Raw genomic sequence first — 15055 nt, forward strand, 5'->3', positions numbered from 1 at the left:
GCACCCCGCCGTCCGGGCCGGGGAGGAATGCCGCGACCTGCGCGGACGTTGCACCTGCGGCGGCCGGAAAATGATTCGCCGCCGGGGGCGGGGACGGCTACGGTGCCCCCGGTCCGTATTCTTGCCGATGGTTATGAGGACGACGCCTGTGAGTTCGCCGCTCGCCGATCTGCGCGCGCGACTGCCCGAGCTGATGCCGCGGGACCGGCAGCGGCTCCGCCGCCGGATCGAGGGCACGGTCAAGATGCGGGACGCCGCCCGCCGCGACCGGGTGGCCGCCGAGATCGCCGCCGAGGTGGACGCCGCCGAGCGCCGCGTGGAGCGGCGCCGCGCCGCCGTGCCCGCGATCACCTACCCCGCCGAGCTGCCGGTCTCGCAGAAGAAGGACGACATCGCCGCCGCGATCCGGGACCACCAGGTCGTGATCGTCGCGGGCGAGACCGGGTCGGGCAAGACCACCCAGCTCCCCAAGATCTGCCTGGAGCTCGGCCGCGGCGTGCTCGGCTCGATCGGCCACACCCAGCCGCGCCGCCTCGCCGCCCGCACCGTCGCCGACCGCATCGCCGAGGAGCTCGGGACCGAGCTCGGCGAGGCCGTCGGGTACAAGATCCGCTTCACCGACCGGTCGAGCGACGACACCCTGGTCAAGCTGATGACCGACGGCATTCTGCTCGCCGAGATCCAGACCGACCGGCTGCTGCGGCAGTACGACACGCTGATCATCGACGAGGCGCACGAGCGCAGCCTCAACATCGACTTCCTGCTCGGGTACGTCCGGGAGATCCTGCCGAAGCGGCCGGACCTCAAGGTGATCATCACCTCCGCGACCATCGACCCCGAGCGGTTCTCCCGGCACTTCGGCGACGCCCCGATCGTGGAGGTGTCCGGACGGACCTACCCGGTCGAGGTCCGGTACCGCCCGATCGCCGACCCCGACGACCCGTCCGCGGACCCCGACCGCGACCAGATCCAGGCGATCGTCGACGCCGTGGACGAGCTGGAGCGCGAGGCCCCCGGCGACGTGCTGGTGTTCCTGTCCGGCGAGCGGGAGATCCGCGACACCGCCGACGCGCTCACCAAGCACCTGGCGGGCAAGCGCGGCCACCACGAGGTGCTGCCGCTGTACGCGCGGCTGTCGTCCGCCGAGCAGCACCGGGTGTTCCAGCCGCACCGCGGGCGGCGCATCGTGCTCGCGACGAACGTGGCCGAGACGTCCCTGACCGTCCCCGGCATCAAGTACGTCGTGGATCCGGGCACGGCCCGCATCTCGCGCTACAGCCACCGGCTGAAGGTGCAGCGGCTCCCGATCGAGCCGGTGTCGCAGGCGTCGGCGAACCAGCGTAAGGGCCGCTGCGGGCGCGTGTCGGAGGGCATCTGCATCCGGCTCTACTCGGAGGAGGACTTCGAGTCCCGCCCCGAGTTCACCGACCCCGAGATCCTGCGCACCAACCTCGCCTCGGTCATCCTGCAGATGACCGCGCTCGGCCTCGGCGACATCGCCGCGTTCCCGTTCGTCGAGCCGCCGGACCGCCGCAACGTCCGGGCGGGCGTGGACCTGCTGCACGAGCTCGGCGCGATCGACCCGAACGAGCAGGACCCGAAGAAGCGCCTCACCCCCCTCGGCCGCCGCCTCGCGCAGCTCCCCGTGGACCCGCGGCTCGGCCGGATGGTCCTGGAGGCCGACCGGAACGGCTGCGTCCGCGAGGTGCTCATCATCGCCGCGGCGCTGTCGATCCAGGACCCGCGCGAGCGTCCCGCCGACCAGCAGCAGGCCGCCGACGAGAAGCACCGCCGGTTCGCCGACCCCACCTCGGACTTCCTGGCCTACCTGAACCTCTGGAACTACCTGCGTGAGAAGCAGAAGGAGCTGTCCGGCAGCGCCTTCCGCCGCATGTGCAAGAACGAGTTCCTGCACTACCTGCGCGTCCGCGAGTGGCAGGACCTGCACACCCAGCTCAAGCAGGTCGCCAAGTCCCTCGGCGTCACCCTCAACACCGTGGACGCCCCGCCCGACCGCGTGCACGTCTCGCTCCTCTCGGGCCTCCTGTCGCACATCGGCCTCCAGGACACCGACAAGAAGGACGAGGGCGGGCCGCGCCGCCGCGCGCAGCAGGAGTACCTGGGCGCGCGGAACGCCAAGTTCGCGATCTTCCCGGGGTCGTCGCTGTTCAGGAAGCCGCCGCGCTGGGTGATGTCCGCCGAGCTGGTCGAGACGTCCCGGCTGTGGGCGCGGGTCAACGCCAGGATCGAGCCCGAGTGGATCGAGCCGCTCGCGGAGCACCTGGTCAAGCGCAGCTACAGCGAGCCGCACTGGTCCAAGAAGCAGGCGGCCGTGATGGCGTACGAGAAGGTCACCCTGTACGGGGTGCCGATCGTCGCGCAGCGCAACGTCAACTACGGACGCATCGACCCCGAGCTGTCGCGCGAGCTGTTCATCCGGCACGCGCTCGTCGAGGGCGACTGGGAGACCCACCACAAGTTCTTCCACGAGAACCGCGCGCTGCTCGACGAGGTCGAGGAGCTGGAGCACCGGGCCCGCCGCCGCGACATCCTCGTCGACGACGAGACGCTGTTCGACTTCTACGACGAGCGCGTCCCCGAGGACGTCGTGTCGGGACGGCACTTCGACACCTGGTGGAAGAAGGCCCGCCACGCCGAGCCCGACCTCCTCAACTTCGAGAAGTCGATGCTCATCAACCGGACCGCGGGCGAGGTCACCGAGGCCGACTACCCCGACCACTGGCAGCAGGGGCCGCTGCGGCTCCGGCTGACCTACCAGTTCGAGCCGGGGGCCGACGCCGACGGCGTGACCGTCCACATCCCGGTGCAGATCCTCAACCAGGTCAAGGCGGACGGCTTCGACTGGCAGGTGCCCGGCCTGCGGACCGAGCTGGTCACCGAGCTGATCCGGTCGCTGCCCAAGCAGCTCCGGGTCAACTTCGTCCCCGCGCCCGACTACGCCCGCCGCGTCCTGGAGCGCGTCTCGCCGCGCACCGAGCCGCTGCTGGACGCGCTGGAGCGCGAGCTGACGCAGCTGACGTCCGTGCCGGTCGCCCGCGAGGCGTGGGACCTGTCCCGCCTGCCCGCCCACCTGCGCATGACGTTCCGCGTCGTGGACGAGCGCCGGCGCCCGCTCGCCGAGTCCACCGACCTCGACGAGCTGAAGCGGCGGCTCGCGGGCAAGGTGCGCGGCACGCTGTCCAAGGCGGCGTCCAAGGAGGGCGTCGAGAAGGACGGCCTGACGTCATGGACGCTCGGCGAGCTGCCCCGCACCTACGAGCGCAGGCAGGCCGGATACGAGGTCAAGGCGTTCCCCGCGCTCACCGACGAGGGCGCGAGCGTCGCCGTCCGGATGTACGAGACCGAGGCCGAGCAGCGCCGCGCCATGTGGAACGGCACGCGGCGGCTGATCCTGCTGAACGCGCCGTCCCCGGTGAAGCAGATCCAGAGCCGCCTCGGCAACCAGGCCAAGCTCGCGCTCAGCCACAACCCGCACGGGTCGGTGGCCGCGCTGTTCGACGACTGCGTCTCCGCCGCCGTCGACAGGCTGATGGCGGACGCCGGCGGACCGGCCTGGGACGAGGCGGGCTTCCAGCGCCTCTACGACCACGTCCGCGCCGAGCTGCACGACACGACCGCCGCGATCGTCGGCCAGGTCGAGCGCGTCCTCGCCGCCTCGCACCAGCTCGACCGGAGCCTGCGCGGCAGCACCAGCCTCACGCTCGTGCACGCGCTCACCGAGATCCGCGACCAGCTCGCGGCGCTGGTCGGCCCCGGCTTCGTGACGGCGACGGGCGCGCAGCGCCTGCCCGACCTGCTCCGGTACGTCAAGGCCATGCAGGTCCGGGTGGACAAGCTGCCGGAGAACCCCGCCCGCGACCGCATGCTCGGCCACCAGGTGCAGGTCCTCGCGCAGGAGTACGACGCCCTGCTGCGCCGCCTGCCGCCCGGCCGCCGCGAGGACGACGCCGTCAAGCAGATCCGCTGGATGCTGGAGGAGTACCGGGTCAGCCTGTTCGCCCAGCAGCTCGGCACGCGCTTCCCGGTGTCCGACAAGCGCATCCGCAAGGCGATGGCGCAGATCCAGCCCTAGCCGGACGAAAGGGTACGGCGGTGGCCGCGCGGCCACCGCCGTACCCTCTCGCGGATCGGGTCAGGCGGTGACGTCGCGCCGCCGGAAGGTCCACAGCCCCGCGCCGACCAGGACGGCCGCGATCGCCGTCATCCACACCAGGGGAGTGGCCGACCAGCTCGTCCCCGGCAGCTTCGGGGTGTGCGCGAAGGGCGAGACGTCCATGATCCAGTGCGGCAGCTTCAGCAGCGGCCCCAACTCGCCGATCAGCAGGAACGCCACCAGCACCGCCCATCCGGCGGCGGTGAAGCGCGGCACCAGCCCGTAGCCGAGCACGACCGCGCCGATCACCACCCACGCCGCCGGGACCTGCACGAGCGACGCGCCGACGAGCCGTCCGAACTGCGCGCCGTCGCCGCTCTGCCCCGCGTAGACCGCGCCGCTGACGGCGCCGCTGAGCAGCAGCATGACCGCCGACCCGAGCAGCGCGACCAGCACCGGCCCGGACGCCCAGCGCCACCGGCTCACCGCCGTCGCGAGCACCGGCTCGGCGCGCTGGCCGGTCTCCTCGGCGCGCAGCCGGCCGACCGCCTGCACGCCGAACGCCGCCGCGAAGATCGCCGCGAACCCCATCTCGGTGGCGAGGAACGCGTCGGTGATGCCCTTCTCCCCGCCCAGCTTGGTGATCATGTCGTGCGCCTGCCTGCTGTCGGCGATGCTGCCCACGTTCGTCGCGATGCCGCCGAGGACCGCGCCGAGGACCAGGAAGGCGATCGCCCAGCCGAGCACCGACCCGCGCTGGAGCCGCCACCACAGCGAGACCGCCCCGGCGAGCCGCGGGGACGCGGTGGCCGGCCCGTCGCGGTCCGGCAGGATGCCCGCGCCGATGTCGCGCCGCGACACCAGCGAGTACGCCACCACCGTCATGACCGCGGCGAACACCACCATCACGAGCAGCACCCACCAGCGGTTCCCCGCGTACGGGCGGAACTGCTGGCCCCAGCCGATCGGCGACAGCCACGACAGCCAGCGCGGGCCGTCCGCGTCGGAGGTGTCGCCGAGCGCCCGCACCAGGTAGAACGCGCCGAGGATCGCGAACGAGTAGCCGGTCGCGGTCCGCGCGTGCGAGGTGAGCTGCGCGACGACGGCGGTGATCGCGCCGAACGCGACGCCGACGCCGCCCCACGCCAGCCCCGCGGCGGTGGATCCGGCGGCGGGCAGGCCCGCGATGGTCAGGGCGAGCGCGCAGAGCACCGCGATCATGACGTTCGTCGACAGCACGACCGACAGCGCGGAGGTCAGCGGCGCGCGCCGGCCGACCGCCGTCGCGCCGACCAGCTCCAGCCGCCCCGTCTCCTCGTCGGCGCGGGTGTGCCGGACGACCAGCACGATCGACAGCGCGGCGGCGGCGAGCGCGCCGAACACGTTCAGCTTCAGCATCGACACCGCGCCGAGCGACGTCGGGTCGTAGACCCGCCCGTACAGCGCGACCAGCGCCGGGGTGTCGTTGGTGTTGGCCGCCAGCTTCACCCGCGACGCGGTGTCGGGGTAGAGGCCCTTGGTGGACGACACCGTCGACGCCGCCATGATCACGATCAGGTACACCCAGACCGGGAGCATGATCCGGTCGCGGCGCATCGCGAGCCGGGTGAGCTCGCGGGTGCCGGCGAGCGCGGTCATCGCGAACCCGCCTTGGCGCCGTCCGTGCCGGAGCCGCCCGACTCGCCCGAGCCGCCGGAGCCGCTCGACTCGCCGGAGCCGCCTGTGCCGCCGGAGCCGCCGGACGCGGTTCCGGTGCGGGCGCCGGAACCGTTCTCGCGCAGGTCGTCCTGGTAGTGGCGCAGGAACAGCTCCTCCAGCGTCGGCGGCTGGCTGGTCAGCCCGCGCACGCCGATCTCGGTCAGCCTGCGCAGCACGCCGTCCAGCCGCGCGGTGTCGACCTCGCACCGGAACACGCGGTCCTGGATCTGCGGGTCGTGCACGCCGGGCAGCTCGGCCAGGCCGTCCGGCGGTCCGGCGAGCTCGGCGCGGATCGAGGTGCGGGTGAGGTGCCGCAGCTCGGACAGCGTGCCGCTCTCGACCGTCCGGCCCTTGCGGATGATGGTGACCCGGTCGCAGAGCGCCTCGACCTCGCTGAGGATGTGGCTGGACAGCAGGACGGTCCGCCCGGAGCCGCGCTCCTCGCGCACGCACTCCTGGAAGACCTCCTCCATCAGGGGGTCCAGGCCGGACGTCGGCTCGTCCAGGATGAGCAGTTCGGCGTCGGACGCCAGCGCCGCGATCAGCGCGACCTTCTGCCGGTTGCCCTTGGAGTAGGCGCGGCCCTTCTTCTTCGGGTCGAGCTCGAACCGCTTGACCAGCTCGTCCCGCCGCGCGCGGTCCAGACCGCCGCGCAGCTTGCCCAGCAGGTCGATCACCTCCCCGCCGGACAGGTTCGGCCACAGGGTCACGTCGCCCGGCACGTAGGCGAGGCGGCGGTGCAGCGACGTGGCGTCGTGCCAGGGATCGCCGCCGAGGAGCCTGGCGTCGCCGCCGGAGGCGCGCAGCAGGCCGAGCAGGATCCGGATGGTGGTGGACTTGCCCGCGCCGTTCGGGCCGAGGAAGCCGTGGACCTCGCCGGGCCGGACGGTCAGGTCGAGCCCGTCCAGGGCGCGCGTCCGGCCGAAGGTCTTCACCAGGCCGGAGACGGAGATGACCTCGTTCATGCTTCACAACCTACACTTCATTCATGATTTCGTGAAGATAATGAATAAGCTAAACTGGTGTGTCCCGAACCGATCCAGTGGGGGAGTTGATGCCGGGTGACCGACCTGCGGGCGCCGGAGGGCGCGCGTCCCGGGCGCGACCAGGAGGCCGTGCTGCGCTTCGTCGAGCGGTTCGCCTCGACCCTCGCCGACGCGGGCTGGCCGCGGATGGCCGCGCGCGTGTTCGTCGCGCTGCTCGCCACCGACTCCGGCGCGCTCACCGCGGCGGAGCTGAGCGACGAGCTGCGGGTCAGCCCGGCGGCGGTCTCGGGCGCGGTGCGGTACCTGTCCCACCTCGACCTGATCTCCCGCGAGCGCGAGATCGGCACCCGCCGCGACCTCTACCGCGTCGACAACGAGGCCTGGCAGGGCGCGCTGAGCAACCGCGACCAGGCGCTCGTCCGGTGGGCGGCGGGCCTGGCCGAGGGCTCGGAGCTGCTCGGCCCGGACACCCCGGCCGGGCGCCGCCTCGCCGAGTCGGCGGAGTTCTTCGAGTTCATCCGCCGCGAGATCCAGACGATCATGGAACGCTGGGTCGAGCACCGCGACGCCGTGCGGGCCGCCGAGGCCCGTGAGGCCGCCGCCGGATGACCGCCCGGATGCCCGGCGTGCGGCGGCGGGTGGCCGGCCGGCCGGATGGCCGGCGGGTGGCCGGGCGGCCCGATGGCCGGCGGGTGGCCGGGCGGGTGGCTGAGTCGCCGCTGAGTGTCGTCCTGGACGCCTCGTAAGCGACGGCCGGCGGTTTCCGCCGGGTGATGTCGCGCGTACCCGCTCAGCGGGCTCGTCCGCGGCGGAAGGACGGAACGCTCACGCGGTGAGGTGGGGCGATGCTCACCAGATGAGTGTCCGGGCTTGTCGGATGCGCACAGGTCGCTTTGTGATCGACATGCGGTCACGGGCTCGTCGCGCCTGGTCATCTGGCGGGGGTGGCGGTTCCCACACGTCCCGGCAGTCCCTGCGGACACCCGCCGAAATGCGTAAGGTTCATCCCATGCCTAACAGCGACGAGCGCGACAACTCGGGTGTTCCGGAGCAGGGAACGTCCGGCGAGGCCGTGGCCCGGTCCGCCGAGGGCGGCGAGGTCGCGAGGCTGGGTGACCCCGTCACCGTCTGGCCGTGCGCCAACTGCGGACGGCCCGTGCCGCAGCCGGTCGGCGCCGTCCGCGCCGTCCGGTACTGCCAGGACAACGACGGTGCCTGCGTCCGGGAGGCGCGCGAGCGCCGCGAGCGCGGCCGGGACGCACCCGGGCTCACCGGGCAGGTCGCCGCGACGTGGGAGATGGTCGAGCGGCTGGAGCAGGCCGCCGACGCGCTCGCCGAGTCGCTGAGCGCCGAGCTGAGCGTCGCGGGGGTGGAGCGGCGCATCGCCGAGGTGCGCGCCGAGGCCGCGCGCGAGCTGTCGGTCGCGCAGAGCGAGCGCGACGCCTCGCAGCGCCGCGCCGAGGAGGCCCGCTCGGAGGCCGACAACGCGCGCCAGCGCGCGGACGCCGCCGAGAAGGACGCCGCCCGCGCCCGCGACGAGGCGAAGAAGGCCACCGCCAAGCGCGACGCCGCGCAGAAGGCGTGGGAGGAGGCGCACGAGATCGCGCAGCAGGCGGTCACCGCGAAACTCGCCGCCGAGAGCGAGCGCGACCGGATCGCCGCCCGCGAGACCGAACTGCTCGCCGCGCTGGAGAGCACCCGCGCCGACCTGGTCGCCCAGCACGCCAAGGTCGCCGAGGCCGAGGGCGCGGTCGAGAAGCAGCGCGTCGAGGCCGCCGTCGCCAAGCAGGGCGCCGAGGACCTGCGCAACTCCATGCGCGACACCGAGGCGCAGCGCCAGCGCGCCATGCAGGCCGCGAGCAAGGCCGAGGCCGAGCGCGCCGCCGCGCAGCGGGCGCAGTCGGAGGCCGAGGCCGAGGCGGTCCGCGCCAAGGCCCTCGCCGAGGACGCGGTGAAGGAGCGCGACGCCGCCCGCGAGCAGGCCGCCCAGGCGATCGCCGAGCGCGACGACCTGCTCGGCAAGCTGAACGAGCACGCGCTCCAGATCCGGCAGCTCTCGCAGTCGGTCGCCGAGCAGCAGGCGGCGCTCGCCGCGCTCGCCGAGGAACGCGACGCCGCCCGCGCCGAGGCCGACCGGGCCCGGCGCCAGATAGACCAGTTCACGCACAACACGCTGTCGTCGAACCTGCCCGCGACCCGCCTGCCGGGCGCGCACGGAGTGCCGGGCGGTCCGGGGACCTCGCAGGAGGTGCCGAGCCTCTCGGACGGCGCGCCGCTCTCGCCGCCTCCGCACAGCGGCCTCGGGTCGCCGTCCACCACGGGCCACGGCGTCTCGTACCCGACGGCGGACCCGAGCAACGGCTACCCGCCCGCCGACGCCGGGTCCGGATACGGCTCCGCCGAGGCGAAGCACCCCTACTCGCACGGCGACCCGAGCGGCGCCTACCCGGCGGCGGACCCGAGCGGCGCGTACCCGGCCGCGGAGGGCGCGCCCATGGCGGCGCCGGTGCCCGGTCCGGTCGGCATCCCGTCCTCGATCACCGGAGGCACCCCGTACGTGGGCGGACCGGCGGCGCACGGCGGACAGCACGGCCAGGCCCCCGCTCCCGCCGGAGCCAACGGCGCCCTGAACGGCCACCGCCGCAACCCCGACGAGCGCGAGGACCCCCTGTTCAACAAGCCGTGACGACGGCTCCCGCCCGCCGCCCCGGCGCACGGCCGCCGGCACCCCGACACGCGCCCGGCGCATGCGGGCATGGCGGAAGCGCGCCGGGCCGCGGCTCGGGGAACGAGAACGGTGCCGGGTGCGTCGCACCCGGCACCGCCGGTTCCCTTCACAGGTAGCGGACGACGACGAAAAGCACCAGCACCGAGCAGATCAGGATCCAGAAGGCGTGGCCGCGCTCCCTGCTGGCGGTGCTGCGCAGGTTGGACACCCGCCGCCGGCCCTGCCTGACGTCGAACATCGCCCGGCGCGCGCGCTCCCAGGTCATCCCCATGTACACCGCGAGCGCCGCCACGGCGAGGATGAGCAATCCGTTTCCGGTCATCTGGCCCGACCTCCGTTGGCCGCAGATGCTCAGAATTCAACGCGATTGTCCCTGCCCTGAACCGTGCCGCGCGACACATTTTCGACACTGATCCGTCGCACGCAGTTCACGTCCGGCTCCGGATCATGGGTGTCGCCAGGGGTGATACCTCCGAGTATCCCCGCTACGGCCTGAACTGGTCTGGATCGACCTCGATCCAGATCTGCTCGGCCCGGCCGATCAGCCGGCCGTCCGCGCCGTAGACCGCGCTGCCGGCGAACATCTTGCGCCCCTGCCTGCTCCGCGCGACGCCGACCGCCACGCACGGCTCGCCCGCCTCGGGCAGCTCGTGCACGCGCGCGGTCATCGTGCCGAGCACCGCCGGACGGCTGCCGGCCGGGTCGAACGCCCAGCCGCCGGGGCAGTCGAGCGCGGCCCAGACGAGCGCGGGCGTCGGGTCGTCCCAGGGGACCCAGGGGCAGGCGACCGTGCCGTCCACGCCGTCCACGGGGCCGGGGGCGAGCCGCATGCCGTCGCCGGGCGCGCGCTCCGGCCCGCACACGAAGCACCGCGGGAAGGGATGGTCGCCGCCGGGGTTGAACTTCTCGGCGGCCCGGGCCGCCACGTCCGCCGGGACGGCCGCCACGGGCTCGACGGAGAACGCGTCCGCGGAAGCTTCGGCGACCAGCCTGTCGCCGTCCCAGAGCGTCACACGGCCGCGCGCGCCGTCCTCGTCGGCCACGCGCAGCCCGGTCTCCAGCGGGGGAGGCAGGCGCAGCGCGACCCGCACCACGTCGGCGGCGACCTCGGCGGCCAGGAGCCCGGCGACGTACCCGCCGTTGCCCGAGTTGTCCGGACCGTGGAACCGAGCCTCCACCAGCATGTGCGCACCCCCGAGTGAAACGACCTGGAACGGTCGAATCCTAGCGGGGACGATCAGGCGGCCCGGATTCCGGTCAGAGGGCGCGGGACGGCTGCGGACGCCCCGGGCGCGTCGAGAAGAACACCGACAGGGATCCGGTCAGCCGGGCGCGCACGGTCTCCTCGTCGACCGGGCCGTCCTCGGGGACGGGGCGGAACTCCAGCGCCCGCTCGATGAGCAGCTCGACGTTGCGGTCGGCGACGAGCACCGAGCAGGTGTCGCAGGCGAACCACGGGTACAGCATGTTCAGCACCGCCACCGCGGTGTCGTCGTCGGACAGGTGCGTGGTGTCGAGCTCGACCTCGAACATGTCGGTCGCCTCGGGGTCGAGCGTCGGGTAGTAGAGCCAGCTCGGGTCCGGGGCCGCGCAGAAGTCGCACGACGGATCGAGCGGGGCGGGCTCGCCGACGGCCAGCTCGAGCGCGTGGTCCCACGGTTCCACGCGGCGGTTGTGCCGGTAGCCCACGGTGTCGAGCGCGCCCTCGCGGTTGTGCGTCACGTCGTGCACCTCGCCGCCGCACCGGGCGCACATGAAGCCGATGTCCTCCATGCCCTTCCCCCTGATCGCTGGGGCACCGGTTCTCACAGTATCCGGAAGGGCGGCGCCCGCGTACCGGGCCCACGGGATTCGATCTCTCCCGGATTCGGCCCCGTGCCCGGCGCACGGCGGCGTGTCCGATACCGTGGGCCCCCTGCGACGCGCGCGCCCCGGCGATCCCGGCGGCCCCGTCCTTCCGCCCGCCTCACGCGCCGCGCCCGCCCGGCCTCCGCCCATCCGCCGCGGACCGCGCCCGCCCGCGCGGCGCCGAGCCCCGAACAGGAGGTCGACCGTGTCCCTCGTCCCCGTCCCGACCGGCGTCGTGCTGAACGCCGACAAGATCGAGCTCGTCCGCGACGGCCGGACGCTGCTCGACCGCGTCTCGATGACCGTCCTGACCGGCGAGCACTGGGCGCTGATCGGCCCGAACGGCGCGGGCAAGAGCACGCTGCTCGGCATCCTCGGCGCCTACACCCACCCCACGCGCGGCACCGCCGAGATCCTCGGGCACCGGCTCGGCCGGGTGAACGTGCACGACCTGCGGACGCTGATCGGCCAGGTCAACCCCAGGCACCCGCTGGAGTCGGCGCGGACCGTCCGGGAGATCGTGCTGACCGGCGCCACCGGCACCATCGAGCTCGTCCCGCGCTGGACCCCCTCGGAGGCGGAGCTGTCCCGCGCGGACGAGCTGATCGCGCTGATGGGCCTCGCGGCCCGCGCCGACGCGCGCTGGCCGAACCTCTCGCAGGGCGAGCGGGGCCGCGCGCTGATCGCCCGCGCGCTGATGCCGAACCCGCCGCTGCTCCTGCTGGACGAGCCCGCCACCGGCCTCGACCTCGCCGCCCGCGAGCGGCTGCTCGCCGCGATCGACGTCCTGCGCGAGAACCGGCCGGACCTGACGACCGTCCTCGTCACCCACCACCTGGAGGAGCTGCCGACCTCGACGAGCCACGCGATGCTGCTCCGCGACGGTGCGGTGCTGGCGTCCGGCCCGGCGGACGAGGTGCTCACCACCGAACTGGTCAGCGCCTGCTTCGACCACCCGGTCACGATCACCCGCTCCAACGGCCGCTGGGCCGCCACCGCGGGCCGCTAGCGCCCCCTCACCGGAGCAGGTCGGCGGCGCATTCCTCGGCCAGATCCTCGGCGTGCGCGGGCAGGGGCGCCCCCGCGCGAAGGTGGCGGCGGACGAGGGCCAAGGGAAGGTCAACGACGGCCAGGGTGACGCGGTCGACGTCCACGGGAGTGGAGGCGTCGAGGCGCTTGGCGAGGCTTGCCAGGGCCGCGCGGGCGCGTTCGGTCCCGGCATCGGCCCGGGCCGCCTGCGCCGCGGGCCATTCCTTCCTGCCCAACGCCTCCGCGCCGTGCAGGAGGACGGCGGCTTGTTCCGGGTTCGCCCGGCTCCAGGAGACCACGTGGCGGGCCGCGGCTGCGCCCGCGCGCGCGGGGTCGGGATGGGAGGCCAGGGCGGCGAGGTAACCGTCCTGGAAGCGCTCGACGGTGCGGATCCACAGCTCGGAGAGCAGCGCGGCGCGGTTGGGGAACCGGTGGTACACCGAGCCGTTGGGAGCGCCGCTGGCCTTCGCCACCGCCGCCATCGTCACGGCGGCCGGTCCCTCCGCGGCGGCGAGACGGACGGCGGCGTCGACGAGCACGGACGGATCGTGGCGAGATGGCCGGACCATGAAATAGAGAGTACTCTCCATTTCAAATGGAGTGATTCCTCTAAAACCGTGGGAGCGGACCATGGCCGTACGCAACGTCCACGAACGGCGCATCGCGGCGCCCGTCGAGCGGGTCGGCGCGCTGCTCGAAACCCTCGCCAGCGCGGACGACCGGTTCTGGCCGGTGGAGAACTGGCCGCGCATGCGCCTGGACGGCGGCCTCGCGGTCGGCTCCGCCGGCGGGCACGGCCCCATCCGCTACACCGTCGCCGCCTACGTCCCCGGACGCCGGGTGCGCTTCGCCTTCACCGCACCGCGCGGCTTCAACGGCTTCCACGAACTGTCGGTCCGTCCGGTCGGCGACGGCGCAGCCGATGCCACCGACGCCGCTGATGCCTCCGATGCCGCCGCTGTCGCTGATGCCGCCGGTTTCGCTGATGCCGCGACGATGCTGCGCCACACTCTCGCGATGACCGTCACCGGCCCGGCCCGGCTCACCTGGCCGCTGGCCTATCGATGGCTTCACGACGCCCTGATCGAAGACTGCTTCGACCGCGTCGAGCAGTCCTGCACAGGCCGGATCGACGCCCCGGCCCGCTGGTCCCGCCGCGTCAGGCTGCTCCGGTCACTGGCCTCGGCCCCCTCGCCGTCCGGGGCCTAGGCGTGCGCGCGGACGCGGTGTCCGGCGAGGTGGGCCAGGACCGCCTGATTCGCCTCCCAGCCGTCCGGGAACCTCACCGGGACGCCGAGCCGCACCGGCTCCGCCGACGGATGCGCGTCCAGCAGCTCCGGGATGCCAGCCCGCGCCACGACCAGGCACGCGTGCCGGTGCCGCGACGCCAGGACGCACAGCCGTCCCGACTCCAGGTGGAACGCGGTCGCGTCGCGCCGTCCGGACAGCGGATGCAGGAAGACCGTCACGTCGTACTCGCGGCCCTGGAGCCGGTTGGCGGTGTCCACGGTGATCTCGCCCGCATGCGGGCCGAGCGCGGCGCGGATCGCGGCGACCTGGTCGCGGTGCGCCGCGCCGACCGCGATCCGGTCCGCGCCGACCGGGGCCTCGCCGCGCTCGGAGTGCGCCACGGGACCGCGCTGGAGCATCCGGACGGCCAGCGCCGCCGTCGCGCGGACGGCCTCGGCGTCCGTGCGCAGCGTGTGCCGCGCGGGCAGCTCGTACAGCGACCAGCCCGTCGCCGCGGCCTCCTCGACCGCGCGGTCGTAGGTCGTGCCCATCCCGCCCGCGCTCAGCTCCAGCCGCCGGTCTCCGGGGCCGGTGCCCGAACGGAACCCGGTGAACGGGTAGAACGCCTGCGACACCACGGGAGCCGCCGACGCCGGCAGCCGCCACGACACCGGAAGACGGTGCACCGGCAGTTCGGGATTGTGCGCGAGCAGCACCGACACGGCGCTGCGCATCGGATCCCACGACAGGCCCGCCCAGCGCTCGACCTCCACGGTGGAGAACGGGTCGAGCTGCCCCGGATCGCCCACGAACAGCGCCCTCTCGAAGCGTCCGGCGATGCGCAGGAGCATGTCCGAGCGCATCTGGTACGCCTCGTCCACGATCGCCCACGGCCACGAGCCGTCGGTCAGCGTCGCCCACTTCGCGGCGGTCGCGATCACGATCGTCCGGTCGGCGATGTCGTCGGCCTTCTGCGCGACCCGCACCGACGCGTGCGCCGTCACCCGCTCGGACGCCGCGTACCCCGCCGCCGAGAGCCGCCCGATCGGCACCGCGGGATGCTCGCCCGCGATCCGGTCGATCAGGTCGTCCACCTGCTCGTTCGTCTGCGCCACGATCATCAGCCGCTCGCCCGCCGCGGCGAGGTGCGCCGCCGCCCGGACGACCAGCGTGGACTTGCCCGCGCCGGGCGGCGAGTCGACGACGACGCCGCGGTGGTCCCGCGCCAGGTCGGCGAGGACGGCCTCGACGACCCGGTTCGCCTCCGCGCCGGGCCCACCCGCCCGCGCCGCGCCCGCATCCACCCGCGCGCCCGCGCTCGTGTCCGCCCGCGCGCCCGCGCTCGTGCCCGCCGACGTGTTCGCGTTCGTGTCCGCCTGCGCGCTCACGCTCGTGTCCGCCTGCGCGCTCACGCTCGTGTCC

At 73.8% G+C, this 15055-nt stretch carries 12 protein-coding genes; 5 read left to right on the forward strand and 7 right to left on the reverse strand.

What is annotated here, in order from left to right:
* Nucleotides 1–133: 133 nt before the first annotated feature.
* Entirely contained in the window at nt 134–4093 is a 3960-nt protein-coding gene (hrpA, locus tag ACFPCY_RS14015) for an ATP-dependent RNA helicase HrpA (protein ID WP_378255055.1), read from the forward strand.
* Between the two features lie 60 nt (nt 4094–4153).
* Here hrpA and ACFPCY_RS14020 read toward each other — a convergent pair whose 3' ends face one another.
* Both ACFPCY_RS14020 and ACFPCY_RS14025 read right to left on the reverse strand, forming a co-directional pair.
* A complete protein-coding gene (locus ACFPCY_RS14020; RefSeq protein ID WP_378255057.1) occupies nt 4154–5752 on the reverse strand; it encodes an ABC transporter permease in 1599 nt (532 codons plus the stop codon).
* Nucleotides 5749–6777, reverse strand: a complete 1029-nt coding sequence (locus ACFPCY_RS14025; protein ID WP_378255059.1) for an ABC transporter ATP-binding protein — start codon at nt 6775–6777, stop codon at nt 5749–5751. Before ACFPCY_RS14025 ends, ACFPCY_RS14020 begins: the two co-directional genes overlap by 4 nt.
* 96 nt (nt 6778–6873) lie before the next feature.
* Between ACFPCY_RS14025 and ACFPCY_RS14030 the strand changes: the two genes are divergently transcribed.
* Together ACFPCY_RS14030 and ACFPCY_RS14035 are read left to right on the forward strand one after the other, a co-directional pair.
* On the forward strand, nt 6874–7407 hold the full coding sequence (locus ACFPCY_RS14030; protein ID WP_378255060.1) for a GbsR/MarR family transcriptional regulator: 534 nt from the start codon (nt 6874–6876) through the stop codon (nt 7405–7407).
* A 400-nt stretch (nt 7408–7807) separates the two neighbouring features.
* Entirely contained in the window at nt 7808–9484 is a 1677-nt protein-coding gene (locus ACFPCY_RS14035) for a coiled-coil domain-containing protein (protein WP_378255062.1), read from the forward strand.
* A gap of 148 nt (nt 9485–9632) precedes the next feature.
* Here ACFPCY_RS14035 and ACFPCY_RS14040 read toward each other — a convergent pair whose 3' ends face one another.
* From ACFPCY_RS14040 to ACFPCY_RS14050, 3 genes are all read right to left on the reverse strand, one after another.
* Entirely contained in the window at nt 9633–9848 is a 216-nt protein-coding gene (locus ACFPCY_RS14040) for a hypothetical protein (protein WP_378255064.1), read from the reverse strand.
* 163 nt (nt 9849–10011) lie between these two features.
* Nucleotides 10012–10710, reverse strand: coding sequence for a thioesterase family protein (locus ACFPCY_RS14045; RefSeq protein ID WP_378255065.1), 699 nt, complete (start codon nt 10708–10710; stop codon nt 10012–10014).
* Between the two features lie 73 nt (nt 10711–10783).
* Nucleotides 10784–11299: a hypothetical protein gene (locus ACFPCY_RS14050; RefSeq protein ID WP_378255067.1), complete on the reverse strand. Its 516-nt coding sequence runs from the start codon at nt 11297–11299 to the stop codon at nt 10784–10786.
* A 280-nt stretch (nt 11300–11579) separates the two neighbouring features.
* Between ACFPCY_RS14050 and ACFPCY_RS14055 the strand changes: the two genes are divergently transcribed.
* Nucleotides 11580–12383 (forward strand): ABC transporter ATP-binding protein, encoded by an 804-nt coding sequence (locus tag ACFPCY_RS14055; RefSeq protein WP_378255069.1) that lies wholly within the window; start codon nt 11580–11582, stop codon nt 12381–12383.
* Nucleotides 12384–12390: 7 nt separating this feature from the next.
* Here the strand turns inward: ACFPCY_RS14055 and ACFPCY_RS14060 are convergent, their stop codons facing one another.
* A complete protein-coding gene (locus ACFPCY_RS14060) occupies nt 12391–12972 on the reverse strand; it encodes a TetR/AcrR family transcriptional regulator (RefSeq protein ID WP_378255071.1) in 582 nt (193 codons plus the stop codon).
* Between the two features lie 61 nt (nt 12973–13033).
* On the opposite strand from ACFPCY_RS14060, the gene ACFPCY_RS14065 reads away from it, so the two are divergent.
* Nucleotides 13034–13612 carry an SRPBCC family protein gene (locus ACFPCY_RS14065; RefSeq protein WP_378255073.1) on the forward strand — a complete coding sequence of 193 codons (579 nt, stop codon included), beginning with the start codon at nt 13034–13036 and terminating at the stop codon, nt 13610–13612.
* On the opposite strand, the gene ACFPCY_RS14070 is transcribed toward ACFPCY_RS14065, so the two are convergent.
* A complete protein-coding gene (locus tag ACFPCY_RS14070) occupies nt 13609–15045 on the reverse strand; it encodes an AAA family ATPase (protein WP_378255075.1) in 1437 nt (478 codons plus the stop codon). The two genes, ACFPCY_RS14065 and ACFPCY_RS14070, sit on opposite strands and share 4 nt — an antisense overlap.
* Nucleotides 15046–15055: the final 10 nt, after the last annotated feature.

The organism is Actinomadura gamaensis, from assembly GCF_042652125.1.
GTDB lineage: Bacteria > Actinomycetota > Actinomycetes > Streptosporangiales > Streptosporangiaceae > Spirillospora > Spirillospora gamaensis.